Annotated in this window: 12 protein-coding genes; 7 read left to right on the top strand and 5 right to left on the bottom strand. The window is 71.7% G+C overall.

The annotated features are described in order from the left end of the window. From ACFY36_RS07650 to surE, 5 genes are all read left to right on the top strand, one after another. On the top strand, positions 1-750 hold the full coding sequence (locus ACFY36_RS07650; protein WP_499745111.1) for a hypothetical protein: 750 nt from the start codon (positions 1-3) through the stop codon (positions 748-750). Positions 751-798: 48 nt separating this feature from the next. Further along, complete coding sequence (locus ACFY36_RS07645) at positions 799-1,095, top strand: hypothetical protein (protein WP_499745110.1); 297 nt, start codon at positions 799-801, stop codon at positions 1,093-1,095. Positions 1,096-1,169: 74 nt separating this feature from the next. Beyond that, positions 1,170-2,837, top strand: coding sequence for a putative bifunctional diguanylate cyclase/phosphodiesterase (locus tag ACFY36_RS07640; RefSeq protein ID WP_499745109.1), 1,668 nt, complete (start codon positions 1,170-1,172; stop codon positions 2,835-2,837). 30 nt (positions 2,838-2,867) lie between these two features. Then, positions 2,868-3,791 carry a 1-phosphofructokinase family hexose kinase gene (locus tag ACFY36_RS07635; protein WP_499745108.1) on the top strand — a complete coding sequence of 308 codons (924 nt, stop codon included), beginning with the start codon at positions 2,868-2,870 and terminating at the stop codon, positions 3,789-3,791. Then, positions 3,788-4,603 (top strand): 5'/3'-nucleotidase SurE, encoded by an 816-nt coding sequence (gene surE / locus ACFY36_RS07630; RefSeq protein ID WP_499745107.1) that lies wholly within the window; start codon positions 3,788-3,790, stop codon positions 4,601-4,603. The genes ACFY36_RS07635 and surE overlap by 4 nt, the downstream gene beginning before the upstream one ends. Here surE and ACFY36_RS07625 read toward each other — a convergent pair. From ACFY36_RS07625 to ACFY36_RS07610, 4 genes are read right to left on the bottom strand one after another with little or no spacing between them, the layout of a single operon-like run. Next, positions 4,560-5,639, bottom strand: a complete 1,080-nt coding sequence (locus ACFY36_RS07625) for a glycosyltransferase 87 family protein (RefSeq protein WP_499745106.1) — start codon at positions 5,637-5,639, stop codon at positions 4,560-4,562. The two genes, surE and ACFY36_RS07625, sit on opposite strands and share 44 nt — an antisense overlap. 48 nt (positions 5,640-5,687) lie before the next feature. Next, a complete protein-coding gene (locus tag ACFY36_RS07620) occupies positions 5,688-7,115 on the bottom strand; it encodes a hypothetical protein (protein ID WP_499745105.1) in 1,428 nt (475 codons plus the stop codon). Next, positions 7,115-7,432: a PadR family transcriptional regulator gene (locus ACFY36_RS07615; protein WP_499745104.1), complete on the bottom strand. Its 318-nt coding sequence runs from the start codon at positions 7,430-7,432 to the stop codon at positions 7,115-7,117. The genes ACFY36_RS07620 and ACFY36_RS07615 overlap by 1 nt, the downstream gene beginning before the upstream one ends. Positions 7,433-7,441: 9 nt before the next feature. After that, on the bottom strand, positions 7,442-7,990 hold the full coding sequence (locus tag ACFY36_RS07610; protein WP_499745103.1) for a TetR/AcrR family transcriptional regulator: 549 nt from the start codon (positions 7,988-7,990) through the stop codon (positions 7,442-7,444). A 92-nt stretch (positions 7,991-8,082) separates the two neighbouring features. Between ACFY36_RS07610 and ACFY36_RS07605 the strand changes: the two genes are divergently transcribed. Together ACFY36_RS07605 and ACFY36_RS07600 are read left to right on the top strand one after the other, a co-directional pair. Continuing rightward, complete coding sequence (locus tag ACFY36_RS07605; protein ID WP_499745102.1) at positions 8,083-9,363, top strand: thiolase family protein; 1,281 nt, start codon at positions 8,083-8,085, stop codon at positions 9,361-9,363. A 213-nt stretch (positions 9,364-9,576) separates the two neighbouring features. Beyond that, on the top strand, positions 9,577-11,601 hold the full coding sequence (locus ACFY36_RS07600) for a prolyl oligopeptidase family serine peptidase (RefSeq protein ID WP_499745101.1): 2,025 nt from the start codon (positions 9,577-9,579) through the stop codon (positions 11,599-11,601). Here the strand turns inward: ACFY36_RS07600 and ACFY36_RS07595 are convergent. Beyond that, positions 11,558-12,853: an MFS transporter gene (locus ACFY36_RS07595; protein WP_499745100.1), complete on the bottom strand. Its 1,296-nt coding sequence runs from the start codon at positions 12,851-12,853 to the stop codon at positions 11,558-11,560. The two genes, ACFY36_RS07600 and ACFY36_RS07595, sit on opposite strands and share 44 nt — an antisense overlap. Positions 12,854-12,929: the final 76 nt, after the last annotated feature.

Here is a 12,929-nt window from a genome sequence, read left to right as displayed (position 1 = left end):
ATGGGAGCACTGAACACCCGGGTCCGTGGCCTGCTGGAAGTCCTCGCGGCGCATGAGCCACGGCTGGGCGGTTCGGCGAGCGCGGCCATGCGCACGATCAGGTACGGGTTCGCGCCCAACTGGACGGGTGAGCCTTTCAGCGTGGCGGGCGGCATCGTGGCGGCACTGGGGAGGGTGGCTCACCAAGGAATCGCGGTGGCCTGGGTGCCGCGCCCCGAGGTCCTGGCCGATCTCATGCGATCGGACCCTTCGGATCTTCGCACCCGGGTTCTTGCTCATGAGGCTGAGATCCTCGATGACTGCTGCTCGGCGGCCGCGGAGTCGCAGCCGGGGCCTCTCGCGGAACTGGCCTCACGAGTGTCCGAAGCCTGCGCCGCGGCCCGGGACGGACATCATTCCGCGGCCCAGGCCCTGGCGTCGAACATTCTCGACACCACTCTGCGCGAGGCCTGTCCGTTCGGGGAGTGGCAGGCCTATCGAGCCGTCAGGGAAGCGATCGAAGATCTGCGCCGTCGCGAGGAATGGATTCATCTCCGCCGTGGCCTGGCGTTCGCACCTCTGCTTCTCGCGGTGGGCACGTACCAGCGCCGATCGGACCCGGTGCCTGCTCATTACAACCGGCACGCCACGGCCCACGCGGTGGGCGCCACCCAGTACACGCGATCCAACGCCGTCATCGCCATCATGGCGGTGGCGTCCGCTCTGCGTCAGTGTCACGAGGACCGGCGGCCCTCACCCGCGTACCAGTGACCGTGGCGAGCTCTGCGGGCAAGCGCTTCCGGTGGGAACATCGTCGGTATGACCGTTATCGCCACGCTGACTGTGGAGCGGCCCGCCGGGGCGTGGCTCGACCGTGCCCGGGCCTTTCAGATCGTTGTCGACGGGGAGGTCAAGGGGGCCGTGCGCTGTGGGCGGGAGATCTCCGTGGCCCTGCCGCCGGGGACGCACACCGTGCGGGCGCAGCTCGACTGGACCGGCAGTCCGGACCTTCCGGTCCATCTCGGACCCGGCGCCACCGTACGGCTACGGGTCGAACCCCGTGGCGCTCGTCACGCCGTGGGGCGGAACTACCTGCGTCTGACCCGGGTGGCTTGATGAATTTTCGATGACCGTGTCGGAGTTCGGGCGCCGCCCGGCGTACGCTCGCCGTCGGGTTGGGGAGGGTGCCGATGTCGGACGCGCCGGTGGTCGGCGATCTTGCCACGCCGGTGACGGTTGTCGACGCGGACGCCGAGATCGGGGTGATCGAGGCGCTTCTGCGCGCCGACCCCGAATCCCTCGGTGTCGTCGCTTCGGACGCGGGGCAGCTGTATGTCCTCGACCGGCCCTATCTCGAGACCGTCCTCGCCGGGCGGCTCGGCTACGGCCGGGCGCTGCTCTTCCGCCGCCGTGTGCGGCGCCTTCTCAAGGAGCCCGCCCTCGTCGTCCCCGCCGGGGCCGCCCTCGACGACGCCGCCCGCGCCTGTCTGGCCCGGCCCGGCGCCGACAAGGCCGGCCCGGTCGTGGTCGACCTTCCCGGCGGTTCCGTCGGGCTCGCGCCGGCCGGCCCGCTCATCGAGCACCTGAGCCGCCGCTACGAGACCCTGGCCCTGCACGACGGGCTCACCGGGCTCGGCAACCGCCGCCTGCTCGGCGAGGTGGCGGGCGCGCTGCTGGCGGCCGAGAAGCCGATCGCGCTGCTGCTCATCGACCTCGACCGGTTCAAGGAGATCAACGACTCGCTCGGGCACGCCCGCGGCGACCAGCTGCTGCGGCAGGTGGCCGACGAGCTGAGCGCCTTCCCGGGTCACGCCGGCACGTTCCGGCTCGGCGGCGACGAGTTCGTCATGCTCCTCGATGATCTCGGGGACGGCTCCGACACGTACCTCGAAGAAGTCGGCCGTCGTCTTCTGCGCGACATCCAGGGTCCCTTTCCCGTGGCCGGCGTGCCGATCACCGCCGAGGCCTCGCTCGGCATCGCCGCCGGCTGCCTCGACCTCGGCGACCTGCTGGCCGGCGCCGACTCCGCCATGTACGCGGCCAAACGTCACCGCACCACCGTCGAGCACTGGCGTCCCGAGCTGGCCGCCGAGAGCGTCACCGACCTGCGGCTGCAGTCCGAGCTGCGCACGGCGATCGACCAGGGCCAGCTGGAGCTGCACTACCAGCCGCTCGTGGACGCCCGCACCGGCGCCGTCCGCTCGCTCGAGGCGCTGGTCCGCTGGCGGCATCCGCGGCAGGGGCTGCTGCTGCCGGGGCGTTTCGTGCCGGCCGCCGAGCGCTCCGACGTCATCACCCCCCTCACCGACCGGATCCTCAGCGACGCCATCCGCCAGGCCGCCTGCTGGCACCGGGAGGGCTGGCGGGTGCCGGTGGCGGTGAACCTGCCCGCGCCCGTGCTCGCTCAGGACCGGATCGTCGAGGTCATCGCGGGCCTGCTGGCCCAGCACGGCCTGCCCTCGCACGCGCTGATCGTCGAGATCACCGAGAGCGCGGTGATGACCCGGCCCGAGCGGGGCGCCGAGCGCCTGCGCCGCGTCCGCGAGCTCGGCGTCCGGGTGGCCATGGACGACTTCGGGACGGGCTATACGTCGCTGGCCCTGCTGACCCGGCTGCCGCTGGACGAGCTGAAGCTGGACCAGTCGTTCGTGCACCGCGTCCACGACCCCCGCGAACGGGCCATTGTGGACGCCGTGGCCCGGATGGCCCAGGGCCTGGAGCTGACGCTGGTGGCCGAGGGCGTCGAGGACCAGGCGACGGCCGACATCCTGGCCGAGGCCGGCTTCGATCTGTTGCAGGGCTACCACTTCGGCCGCCCGGTGCCACCGGAGAGGCTGGCTCCGGCCGCGGCTGCTTGACCCGCTCCTGGCTGGGTAAGAGGAGTTGCCATGAGCGATCCGGTGATGGTGTTCGCCCCCGCACCCCTCCTGACCGTGACCATCGAACAACAGACCTCGGGACCCGAGCTGCACGTCCACCCCGGCGGGCAGGGCGTGTGGCAGGCCCGGATGATCGCCTCGCTGGGCGTGCCGGTCACGCTCTGCGCCGCCGTCGGCGGCGAGACGGGCGAGATCCTTGAGCGTCAGCTCGCGCTTGAGGAGGGGGTACGTCTCCGCGCGGTGCCCAGGAGCAGCGGATCGGGCTGGTATGTGCACGACCGCCGCGACGGCGCCCGCGAGGCGGTGGCCGACCACCCCGGCACGCCGCTGGAACGGCATGAGCTGGACGAGCTCTACAGCGTGGCGCTGGCCGAGGGCCTTCGCGCGCCGGTGGCCGTCCTCAGTGGACCGGCGTCGCCGGATGTCGTTGACCCGTCGGTCTTCGAGCGCCTGGCGGCGGACCTGACCGGCAACGGCGTGCGGGTGGTGGCTGACCTGTCCGGTGAGCATCTCTCGGCCGTACTCAAGGGTGGCGTTTATTTTGTGAAGGTGAGCCACGAGGAGCTGATCGACGACGGCCGCGCGGCCGGCGACAGCGTGGACGAGTTGCTGGCCGCGGGCCGCGAGCTGTGCGGATCGGGCGCGGCGGCGGTGCTCATCAGCCGGGCCGGCGATCCGGCGCTCGCCCTGTTCGACGGCCGTGAGGTCGAGGTCGAGCCGCCGCCGCTGCGGGTGAAGGAGCATCGCGGGGCCGGCGACTCGATGACGGCCGGGGTCGCGGCCGTGCTGGCCCGGGGCGGCTCTTTCGAGGAGGCGCTGCGCACGGGCGCGGCGGCCGGCGCCCTCAACGTCACCCGGCACGGCCTGGGAACGGGCCGGGCCGAGGCGGTGCGGGAACTGTACAAGCGGGTCCGCCTGGAGGATCTGAAGTGACGGCCCGGATCCTGGTCACCAACGACGACGGCGTCGAGGCGCCCGGCCTGCGGGCGCTGGCGCTGGCCGCCCGCGACGCCGGATACGAGGTGGTGGTGGCCGCCCCGCGCGAGGAGGCCAGCGGGATGAGCGCGGCGCTGACCGCCGTCACGTCGGACGGCCGGATCGTCGTGGAGCGCCACGAGTGGGACGGGATCATCGCGTACGGCGTGACGGCCTCACCGGCGTACATCGTGGTCCTGGCCGGTCTGGGGGTTTTCGGCGAACCGCCGGACCTGGTCCTGTCCGGCCCGAACCGCGGCGCCAACGCGGGCCGGGCGGTCCTGCACTCGGGAACGGTCGGCGCGGCCCTGACCGCGGCCAACGACGGGGTGCGCGCGATGGCGGTGTCGCTGGACGTGCTGAACCCGTCCGACGTCGACGCGACGGCCAGCGGGGGAGCGGTGATAGTGGTGCCGGACGACTCGGTGCTGCACTGGGACACGGCGGCCCGCACGGCGGCCGGCCTGCTCGAATCGCTCGAGGCCGCGCCACCCGGCACGGTCCTCAACCTCAACGTGCCCGACCGCCCCTTGGACGCCGTGAAGGGTCTGCGGGAGGCCACGCTGGCGCCGTTCGGGCAGGCGCAGATGGCGCTCGCGGAGAACGGCGAGGGCTTCGTCCGCACCGCGGTGGAGAAGACCGGCGAGCCCCTGGTTCCCGGTTCCGACATAGCGTTGCTGGCCGAGGGCTACGCGACGGTGACCGCGATCCGCCCGCCGAGCGAGGTCACCGGCGTACGGCTGCCGGCGCAACGGCCGGCGTCCCTCTAGAAAGGACAGTCAGCGGAACCGCGGCGGCCACCGCGATCGCCAGCAGCAGCCGGGCTTCGCTGAGGACGGCCGTGACCGGAAGCAGCATGACGGCGAGAACCAGCACGGCCCAGGCGGTTCTGGCCCGGGTCACGGGCAGGAGAGCGGCGAGAACGAGCCAGATCTGATGGTGCGTCCAGGAGACCGGCGAAAGGACGACACTGCCGGCCCCGACCACGGTCATGGCGGAGAGCCAGTCACCGTTGCGGGCGAGCCGCGAGCCCCGGTGCAGCGCCAGCGCCGCGACGATCCCGCCGAGTACGAGGACGGCCAGTTTCGAGTCGAGGCCGAGCCGCATGAAGGCCCCGTTCAGCGACTGGTTGCCGACCCCTGTGATGTAGCCGAGCCGGTCGACCTGAAAGACCTCGGCCGTCCAGAACCGCCAGGAATCGCCGGGAAGGGCCATCACCGCGAGGGCACCGCAACCGGCGAAGGTCGCGGAGGCCATGAGCGCGGCCCGCCGTCGCCCGGAGAACCAGAGCAGAGGGACGAAGATCAGAGGGGTCAGCTTGACGGCGGCGGCTAGACCGATCAAAACCCCGTGCCAGGGTGTACGTCTCAACGCCAGCAGATCAACGGCGATGAGCGCGGCCAGGAAGAGGCTGACCTGCCCGTACTTGATGTCGGAGGCCACCGGCGCGGAGAGCAGAAGAACAAGCGTGAGGATCTCGGCCGTTCCCCTTCGACGGTCGGCAACTACCAGGCGGGCCAGCCCCGCGACCGTGCCCAGGGTGGCGAGCGTCCAGGCGGCCTGCACCAGCGCGACGGGCGCCCACGTCAGCGGCGCGAGGAGCAGTGCCGCGAACGGCGGATAGGTGAACGGCGCCGCCCCGCGAATGAAGTCGTAGAGGCTGTCCCCGTCCGCCAGCCCCGAGACGGCACCGAGATAGACCGAGAGATCCGACAGCCGAACCTCGGCCGGCCGCGCGAGAGCCGCCCCGGCGGTGACGGCCGCGACCAGCCCCGCCGTCACCCAGACCACACGTTGCCTACCCATGCTCGGAACTCTACATAGGGTCGGCAAGTCTGGGTAGCCCGGTGGTCGTCAGGCTTGGCGCCGGGAGGCCGCCCCCATCACGAGAAGCGCCGCGAGCAGGGCGATCGCCCCCTGCCCGGCCGGATGAGCGGCAAAGCCGAAGCCGAACTCGGTGGAGTTGTCGAGCATCCGCCGCAGGGTCGCCTCGGCGTCCCCGCCATGGTCCGCCAGCAGAGGACACAGGGCGATCGCCGCGATCGCCGCCGCGCTGCCCGTCAGGAATTGCCTCCACCCAGAGGACGCACGTGAGTCCGTGCTCTGGGGGGTCGGTGCCGTGCGGAGTGCGGCGGCTGCCGTGAACGCGCTGATCAGCAGGAGCGGGCCGGCCATGACCGCGGCGTTGGCCAGCAGGATCTCGGAGGCGTGGAAGGCCGGCCCGTAAGCCTGAAGGCTCCCGAAGGCCGCAGCCCCATCGGCGAAGTGCGGCCCGAACGACACCGTGCCACCCGGCAGCAGCGCGAGCGGAAACCACGCCGGGGTCGACCAGGCACTGACCCCCACCGAGGCCGCCGCGTGCAGCGACCCGGCGGCCACGGCCATGTCCAGCGTGATCAGCCCGCCGCCGGCCGCCAGCCACACCGCCCGGCCTCGTTGCCCCGCCGCGGCGAGCCGTTGAACCAGGCGCACGACAACCGCAGTCCCCACCGTCCAGACGGCAACCGACGGCGCGACGTCCCGAACGCCCATGAAAGGCATGACCGCGACCTGATTCCCGGCCACCAGAAAGCCGAACATCGCCACCCCGAGCAGCCCCACGACCGCCGCCAGCCCCGGCCCTCGCCCCGACGCCGCCGACCCGCCGCCCGACGCCGCCGACTGTGGCCCGCCGTCCGGTGCTGTCGATCCGAACCGGTCGTCCGGTGTCGAAGGCTCCGACCGGCTGGCCCGCGCCTGAAGCCGCGCCCCGATCGCCGCGAACGTCAGCACTCCGAGCAGAAGCAGCGCCTCTCCGCCCGAGCGGATCGCATTGGCCGAAGCCGCCGCCAGCAACGTCACCCCGCCCGCCACCATCGCGGCCCGGCCGAACGCCTCGCCCCTCTCCCGCCAGCTCGCCTCGTCGACGGCCGGCGAGACCAGCAGCGACGCGACGAAGACCAGCCGCTTCCGCGCGCGTCCCGGCCCTTCAAGTGCCGCGAGCTCGGCCAGCCACGTATCCCGCATCTCATCGGCCAGGTCCTTCGGCCACCGCCGTGCCGCGATCGCCACTCCCGCCCGGGCCATCCGCTCGGTCGGCCCGCCTCGCGACCGGGTTATCCGCTCGGTCGGCCCGCCTCGCGACCGGAGGCCGGATTCGGGCATCTTGCCTTCGACGTGGATGCCAGCTGGCCCGCCGTGGGAGTCGTTCCACGGCGGGCTGCTCTTGGGGTGGCTTCCCGGGCCGGGGAGGTCGCCGTCGGAGTGGCTGGGTGCTGAGCTTTTGTCCGCTGCCGGGGGCATCAGGCCTCCTGTGGGCGGTTGACCACGCGGGACATCTGGCGCTGCATCGCGGCCACCTCGCGCTGGGCCGCGGCCTCGCCCTCGGCCGTCAAGCGGTAGTAGCGGCGACTCGGCCGGCCCTCGGCCACCGGGTCGATCTGTTCCCAGTGCGACTCGACCCAGCCGGCGCGCTCGAGACGGACCAGGATCGGGTAGAGCGTGCCGCTCGGCAGGCCCGTGTCGGTCATGAGCTGGAGGCCGTACCGGTCGGCCGCCGGGTCGGCGAGCAGTGCCGCCAGCACCTTCAGGACCGAGGCGGTGATCCGGGGGAGACCCATGTACGCACTCTACATAGGGTCGGCCACCAACTCGCGGGCCCATGCGACCGCCACCGAGGGATCGGGGCCGGTGCCGCTGTAGAGGCTGTCGATCAGCAGCCACAGGCGGTCGCCCAGCAGTGGCGGGCCGCCGGCCGCCGCGACCAGGTCGTTCACCTGCGCTCGGGTGTCGCTCAGATACGCGCGCGCCACCGCGGCCGCCTCGTCATCGTCGTCGGGGGACGGGAACTCGGCGAGGTATTTGCGGAACGCGCATCCGCGGTAGGCGCTCCGGCGTACCCAATAAGCCACCTCCGCCGCCAGCGCGACCAGCTGCTCCCGAGGCTCGCCCGCCAGGGCAGCCGAGGCCGCGGCCTCGCGCTCCTCCCGCGCCCGGCCGAGATAGGCCGCCACGAGGGCCGATTTGCCGGGGAAGTGGCGGTAGAGCATGTTCTTGCCGCAGCCGGCGGCCTGGATCACCTCGGCGAGGCCGACCGCGCGCACCCCGCGCACGTAGAAGAGCTCGGCCGCGACCGTCAGGATCCGCTGCCGCCCCGAGGGATCTTCCGTTCGTGCCATCAGTGACGAGCTTATCCACGGCGTTGACGCCGTACGTCTCGGCGCGCCACCATCGGACCGACCGGTCCGTAATTTTCGGGAGGGACGAATTCATGCGAGACGCCGTCATCGTCGACGCGGTACGCACCCCGATCGCCAAGGGCAAGCCGGGCGGCGCCTACCACGACATCCACCCGATCGATTTGCACGCACACGTGCTCAAAGCGCTGCTCGACCGCAACCCCGGCCTCGACCCGGCCGACATCGACGACGTCATCGGCGGCACGGTCAGCCAGGTCGGCGAGCAGAGCACCAACCCGGCCCGCATGGCCCTGCTGGCCGCCGGCTTCCCCGAGTCGGTGCCCGGCGTGACCGTCGACCGCCAGTGCGGCAGCAGCCAGCAGGCGCTGAGTTTCGCCGCCCAGGGCCTCGTCGCCGGGGCGTACGACCTGGTCATCGCGTCCGGCGCCGAATCGATGTCCCGCGTCCCGATCGGCAGCCCGGCTTTCGCCGGCGCCCGCGCTTCGGTCGATGGTGCCCGCGCTTCGGACGGCGGTGCCCGTGCTTCGGTCGGCGGCGCCCGCGCTTCGGTCGATGGTGCCCGCGCTTCGGGCGGCGGTGCCCGCGCTTTCGTCGGCGGACCGGCGGTCGAGCAGCGTTACGGCGGATTGATCCCCCAGGGCGTCAGCGCTGAACTGATCGCGCGCAAGTGGGGCTTTTCCCGCACCCAGCTCGACGATTTCGCGGTCACCAGTCATGAGCGCGCCGCCGAGGCGTGGCGTAACGGCTGGTTCGACACCCAGATCACCCGCCCCGCGGCTCTCGACGTCGACGAGACGGTCCGTCCCGGCAGCAGTGGGGAAACCCTGGCCGCCTTGCGCCCGGCCTTCGCCGACCCGGGGTGGGAACGGCGTTTCGGCGCCATCGACTGGAAGGTGACCGCCGGCAACTCGAGCCCCGTCAACGACGGCGCCGCCGCGCTGCTGCTCACCACGAGTGAGATCGCCGCCCGCCACGGCTGGCGCGCCCGGGCTCGCGTCCACACCGCGACCGCGGTCGGCGACGACCCCGTCCTCATGCTGACCGGCGTCATCCCCGCCACCGCGAAGGTGCTCGCCCGGGCCGGCCTGACCATGAGCGACATGGACGCGTACGAGGTGAACGAAGCCTTCGCCTCAGTGGTCCTGGCTTGGCAGGCCGAGACCGGAGCCGACCCCGCAAAGGTCAATGTGGACGGTGGCGCCCTGTCCATCGGCCACCCGCTGGGCGCGAGCGGCGCCCGCTTGGCCACCACGTTGCTGAACACCTTGGAGCGAACCGGCGGCCGCTACGGCTTGCAGACGATGTGCGAGGCCGGCGGCACCGCCAACGCCACTATCATCGAACGCCTGTAAGGGCCGCCATTGCACGTTCGCGCACACCGCGTTGCACGTTTGTGCCCACATCGCCAGCGCCGATCGGAGAACTGCACGCCAGGGGCTGGCAACGGGACCAAATGGACTCGGCGTTACGAAAAGGTTGGGGCTGGGAAGTGCGGGAACGGCTGGTGGCCGGTGGTGGCCGTGTCGGGGGCGCGGGTGTGGGCGCTGTGCGGTAAGACTGGCGGCATGCTTGTCTCTTTTCCGCGGCTGGTGGGGCGGACGCAAGGGTTCGGCCTCGGGCGGCCGCGGCGGTTCACCATCGGGCCCGACGGGAAACGTGTGCTCTTTCTGCGCAGCCTCGGTGGGGAAGACCCGGTCCTGCGGCTGTGGAGTCTCGACCTCGACGGCGGGGACGAGCGGCTCCTCGTCGATCCGGCCACGCCGGCCGGCAAGGCGCTGTCGGCTCAGGAACGGGCCCGGCGCGAGCGGGCCCGTGACCGGTCGGCGGGGATTTCGGACTACAGCGCCGATCGGGCCGCACGGCGGGTCGCGTTCACCGCGGACCAGGAACTCTTCGTGGTCGACGTCGACAGTGGAGCGGTTTCCGCTCTTCCCGCGCGGACGCCGGTGGAGGACGCGACGATCAGCCCGGACGGTACGACCGTCGCCTACGTGCACGAGGGGGAGCTGCGGCTCGTGGGCGCGGACGGCACCGGAGACCGGGCCGTTGCGACGCCGGAGAAAGCCGACGTGACGTACGGGCTGGCCGAGCATGTGGCCGGTGAGTCCATGGAGCGGATGCGCGGCTTCTGGTGGGCGCCGGACGGCAACCGGCTCGCGGTGGCGCGGGTCGACAACGAGCCCGTCGAGATCTGGCATCTCAGCGATCCCAGCAATCCGCAGGAGCCGCCCACCACACACCGCTATCCGCGCGCCGGCACGGACAACGCTGTCGTAACGCTCCATGTTTACGATAAATCGGGCGCTGAGGTGCCCGTCCAGGCCGAGTACGAATACCTCGTCGACGTGGTGTGGGATGAGCACGGTCTGCTCGCGGTCGTGCAGAACCGGCCACAAACCGTCATGCGGGTGCTCGAAGTCGACCCGGCGACGGGTACGACCGCGGTCATCGCCGAGATGGTCGACGACGCCTGGACGCCGATCGTGCCCGGCGTGCCGAGGCGGACGGCCGCCGGTGAGCTGATCTGGACCGAGGACCGTGAGGACACCCGCCACCTGACCGTCGCCGGTGAGCCGGTCACGCCGCCGGGGCTCCAGGTCGCCGAACTGCTGTCGGTCGACGGCGACACCCTTCTGTTCGCCGCGACCGAGGAGCCCACCGAACTGCACCTGTGGACCTGGTCGCGAGCCGGCGGCCTCCACCAGATCACCACGGCCAAGGGCGTGCACACCGGCAGTCGTTCGGGCGGCAGCACCGTGATCCGGTCCTATCGGCTCGACGGGGAGGACACGCGCTTCGGCGCCCGGACGGTTGCGGATCTGTCGGCGAGCTCTCCAGTCGTACCCAAAGTGTCTTTGCTCCGCGCCGGAAAGCGCGAGTTGCGTACGGCCGTCCTGTTCCCCGCCGTTTGGCAGCGCGGCGAGCGGCTTCCGGTCCTGATGGATCCGTACGGCGGCACGGCCATGCAGCGGACCGTCGCCGACCGGCGCAGCTACTACATCTCGCAATGGTTCGCCGACCAGGGATTCGCCGTCATCGTGGCCGATGGCCGGGGCACGCCCGGGCGGGGACCGCGCTGGGAGAAGGAGGCCCACGGCGACAACTCCGACCAGCTGGTCGAGGATCAGGTCGACGCCCTGCACACGGTGGCCGCGCTCTATCCGGAGCTCGACCTGGGCCGGGTCGGCATCCGCGGCTGGTCGGCCGGCGGCACCCTGGCCGCGCTGGCGGTGCTGCGCCGGCCGGACGTCTTCCACGCGGCCGTCGCCGGTGCGCCGGTCACCGACGAGTTCCTCTACGACACACACTGGCAGGAGCGGTACCTCGGCGATCCCCGGATCGACCCCCGTCCGTACGAGAACGCCTCGGTCGTGCGGGACGCCGCGAAGCTCGAACGGCCGCTCATGCTGATCCACGGCCTGGCCGACGACAACGTCTACCCGGTGCACACGATGCGCTTCTCCGCGGCGCTGCTGGCCGCGGGGAAGCCGCACACCGTGCTGCCCCTGCCCGGCGCGAGTCACATGCCGCCGGACGTCGACCTGCTCACACCGCAACTGCGTTTCTTGCAGGAGGCACTGCAACCCTGACGAGTACGCCGGCGGCCAGCGCCACAAGCGCGTTGACGGTGATCGCCGACGCGGTGTCGCCGTGCGCCAGCACGGCCGACATGACCGGTGTGCCGACCGTGATGCCGATCTGCTGGCTCATCGTCGCCAGCCCGGTCGCCAGTCCCTGGTCGGCGGCGGGCAGCGCGTTCGTCACGGTCACCATGAACGCGACGATCGCGACCAGGTTCGCGACCCCGCCCACGAAGGTCAGCACCAGCAGCCACGGCCTCTCCGGCCCGAGCAGCACCAACGGCAGGGTCGCCACCGCCTGCGCAACGAGACCGCCGATGAGCGCGCCGCGGGCTCCGACGTGCGCGATTATGCGCGGTGCGACAAATCCGCCCACGACCGTGCCCGCTCCGAGCACGGCGAACGACAGCCCGGCCCGCAACGGCGAATAGCCGAGAACGTCCTGCAGGTAGAGGGTCAGCACGAAGACCAGCGACGTCTCGGTCGCGAAGGCCAGCAGCCCGGCCAGGTTCCCCCAGGCCACACCGCGGGATCGCAGCACCCGCACGGGCACCAGCGGCTCGGCGACACGCCTCTCGATCAACCAGAAGATTCCGAGCAGGAGTACGCCTACGAGCGTCCACCCGTGCACAAGTGCGAGCAATCCGCCAGTCACCGTGATCGCACCCGGTACGTCGATGCGGCGGCGCTCCTGACGGCGTACATCGGCGTCAAGCAGAACCGGCGCGGCCAGAAGGACCACCGCGGCGACCACGACGTTGAGGAAGAACGCCCAGCGCCAGCTCAGCAACCCGGTGAGCACACCGCCGAGCACCGCGCCGGTGGTGAAGCCGGCGGCCATCAGCGCCCCGTTGAGCCCGAGCGCCTTGTCCCGCGCCGGACCGGCCGGAAAGAGCGTGGTCAGCAGCGCGAGCGCGGCCGGCGTCACGGCCGCTGTGGCCAGCCCTTGCACGACCCGGGCGGCGAGCAGCACCTCGGCCGTCTGCGCGAGCCCGCCCACGAGCGAGGAGACGCCGAGCGCCGCCATGCCGATCAGGAACATCCGCCGCCGCCCGGCCAGATCGGCGACCCGCCCGAAGAGCAGCGTGAACCCGGCCGCGCAGAGCGCGAACGCCGTCGTCACCCACTGCAGCCCCTCAAGCGACAGCCCGACGTCACGCCCGATGGCCGGCAGCGCCACGTTGAGGATCGAGAAGTCGACCGCGAGCATGAACCCGGCGGTCAGCAGCACGGCCATGGCCGCGCGCTTAGTGTTCGTCATGAGCGTTGACATTGTTCGTTCGTGCTCGAAGCAACCAGAACCCGCTGTTGCCTAGCACTCACAGGGATAGGCAGCC

The sequence above is a fragment of the Actinoplanes sp. NPDC000266 genome, assembly GCF_042899005.1.
GTDB lineage: Bacteria > Actinomycetota > Actinomycetes > Mycobacteriales > Micromonosporaceae > Actinoplanes.
Note: the sequence above shows the minus strand (reverse complement) of the source record. Positions and strands in the feature narration are given on the sequence as shown.

What these genes read in the sequence shown, in the direction of transcription:
- ACFY36_RS07605 (WP_499745102.1), top strand. Translation starts at nt 8,083, where the DNA reads ATGCGAGACGCCGTCATCGTCGACGCGGTACGCACCCCGATCGCCAAG.
- ACFY36_RS07595 (WP_499745100.1), bottom strand. Translation starts at nt 12,853, where the DNA reads ATGACGAACACTAAGCGCGCGGCCATGGCCGTGCTGCTGACCGCCGGG.
- ACFY36_RS07620 (WP_499745105.1), bottom strand. Translation starts at nt 7,115, where the DNA reads ATGCCCCCGGCAGCGGACAAAAGCTCAGCACCCAGCCACTCCGACGGC.
- ACFY36_RS07640 (WP_499745109.1), top strand. Translation starts at nt 1,170, where the DNA reads ATGTCGGACGCGCCGGTGGTCGGCGATCTTGCCACGCCGGTGACGGTT.
- ACFY36_RS07615 (WP_499745104.1), bottom strand. Translation starts at nt 7,432, where the DNA reads ATGGGTCTCCCCCGGATCACCGCCTCGGTCCTGAAGGTGCTGGCGGCA.
- ACFY36_RS07625 (WP_499745106.1), bottom strand. Translation starts at nt 5,639, where the DNA reads ATGGGTAGGCAACGTGTGGTCTGGGTGACGGCGGGGCTGGTCGCGGCC.
- ACFY36_RS07610 (WP_499745103.1), bottom strand. Translation starts at nt 7,990, where the DNA reads ATGGCACGAACGGAAGATCCCTCGGGGCGGCAGCGGATCCTGACGGTC.
- ACFY36_RS07635 (WP_499745108.1), top strand. Translation starts at nt 2,868, where the DNA reads ATGAGCGATCCGGTGATGGTGTTCGCCCCCGCACCCCTCCTGACCGTG.
- ACFY36_RS07645 (WP_499745110.1), top strand. Translation starts at nt 799, where the DNA reads ATGACCGTTATCGCCACGCTGACTGTGGAGCGGCCCGCCGGGGCGTGG.
- ACFY36_RS07600 (WP_499745101.1), top strand. Translation starts at nt 9,577, where the DNA reads ATGCTTGTCTCTTTTCCGCGGCTGGTGGGGCGGACGCAAGGGTTCGGC.
- ACFY36_RS07650 (WP_499745111.1), top strand. Translation starts at nt 1, where the DNA reads ATGGGAGCACTGAACACCCGGGTCCGTGGCCTGCTGGAAGTCCTCGCG.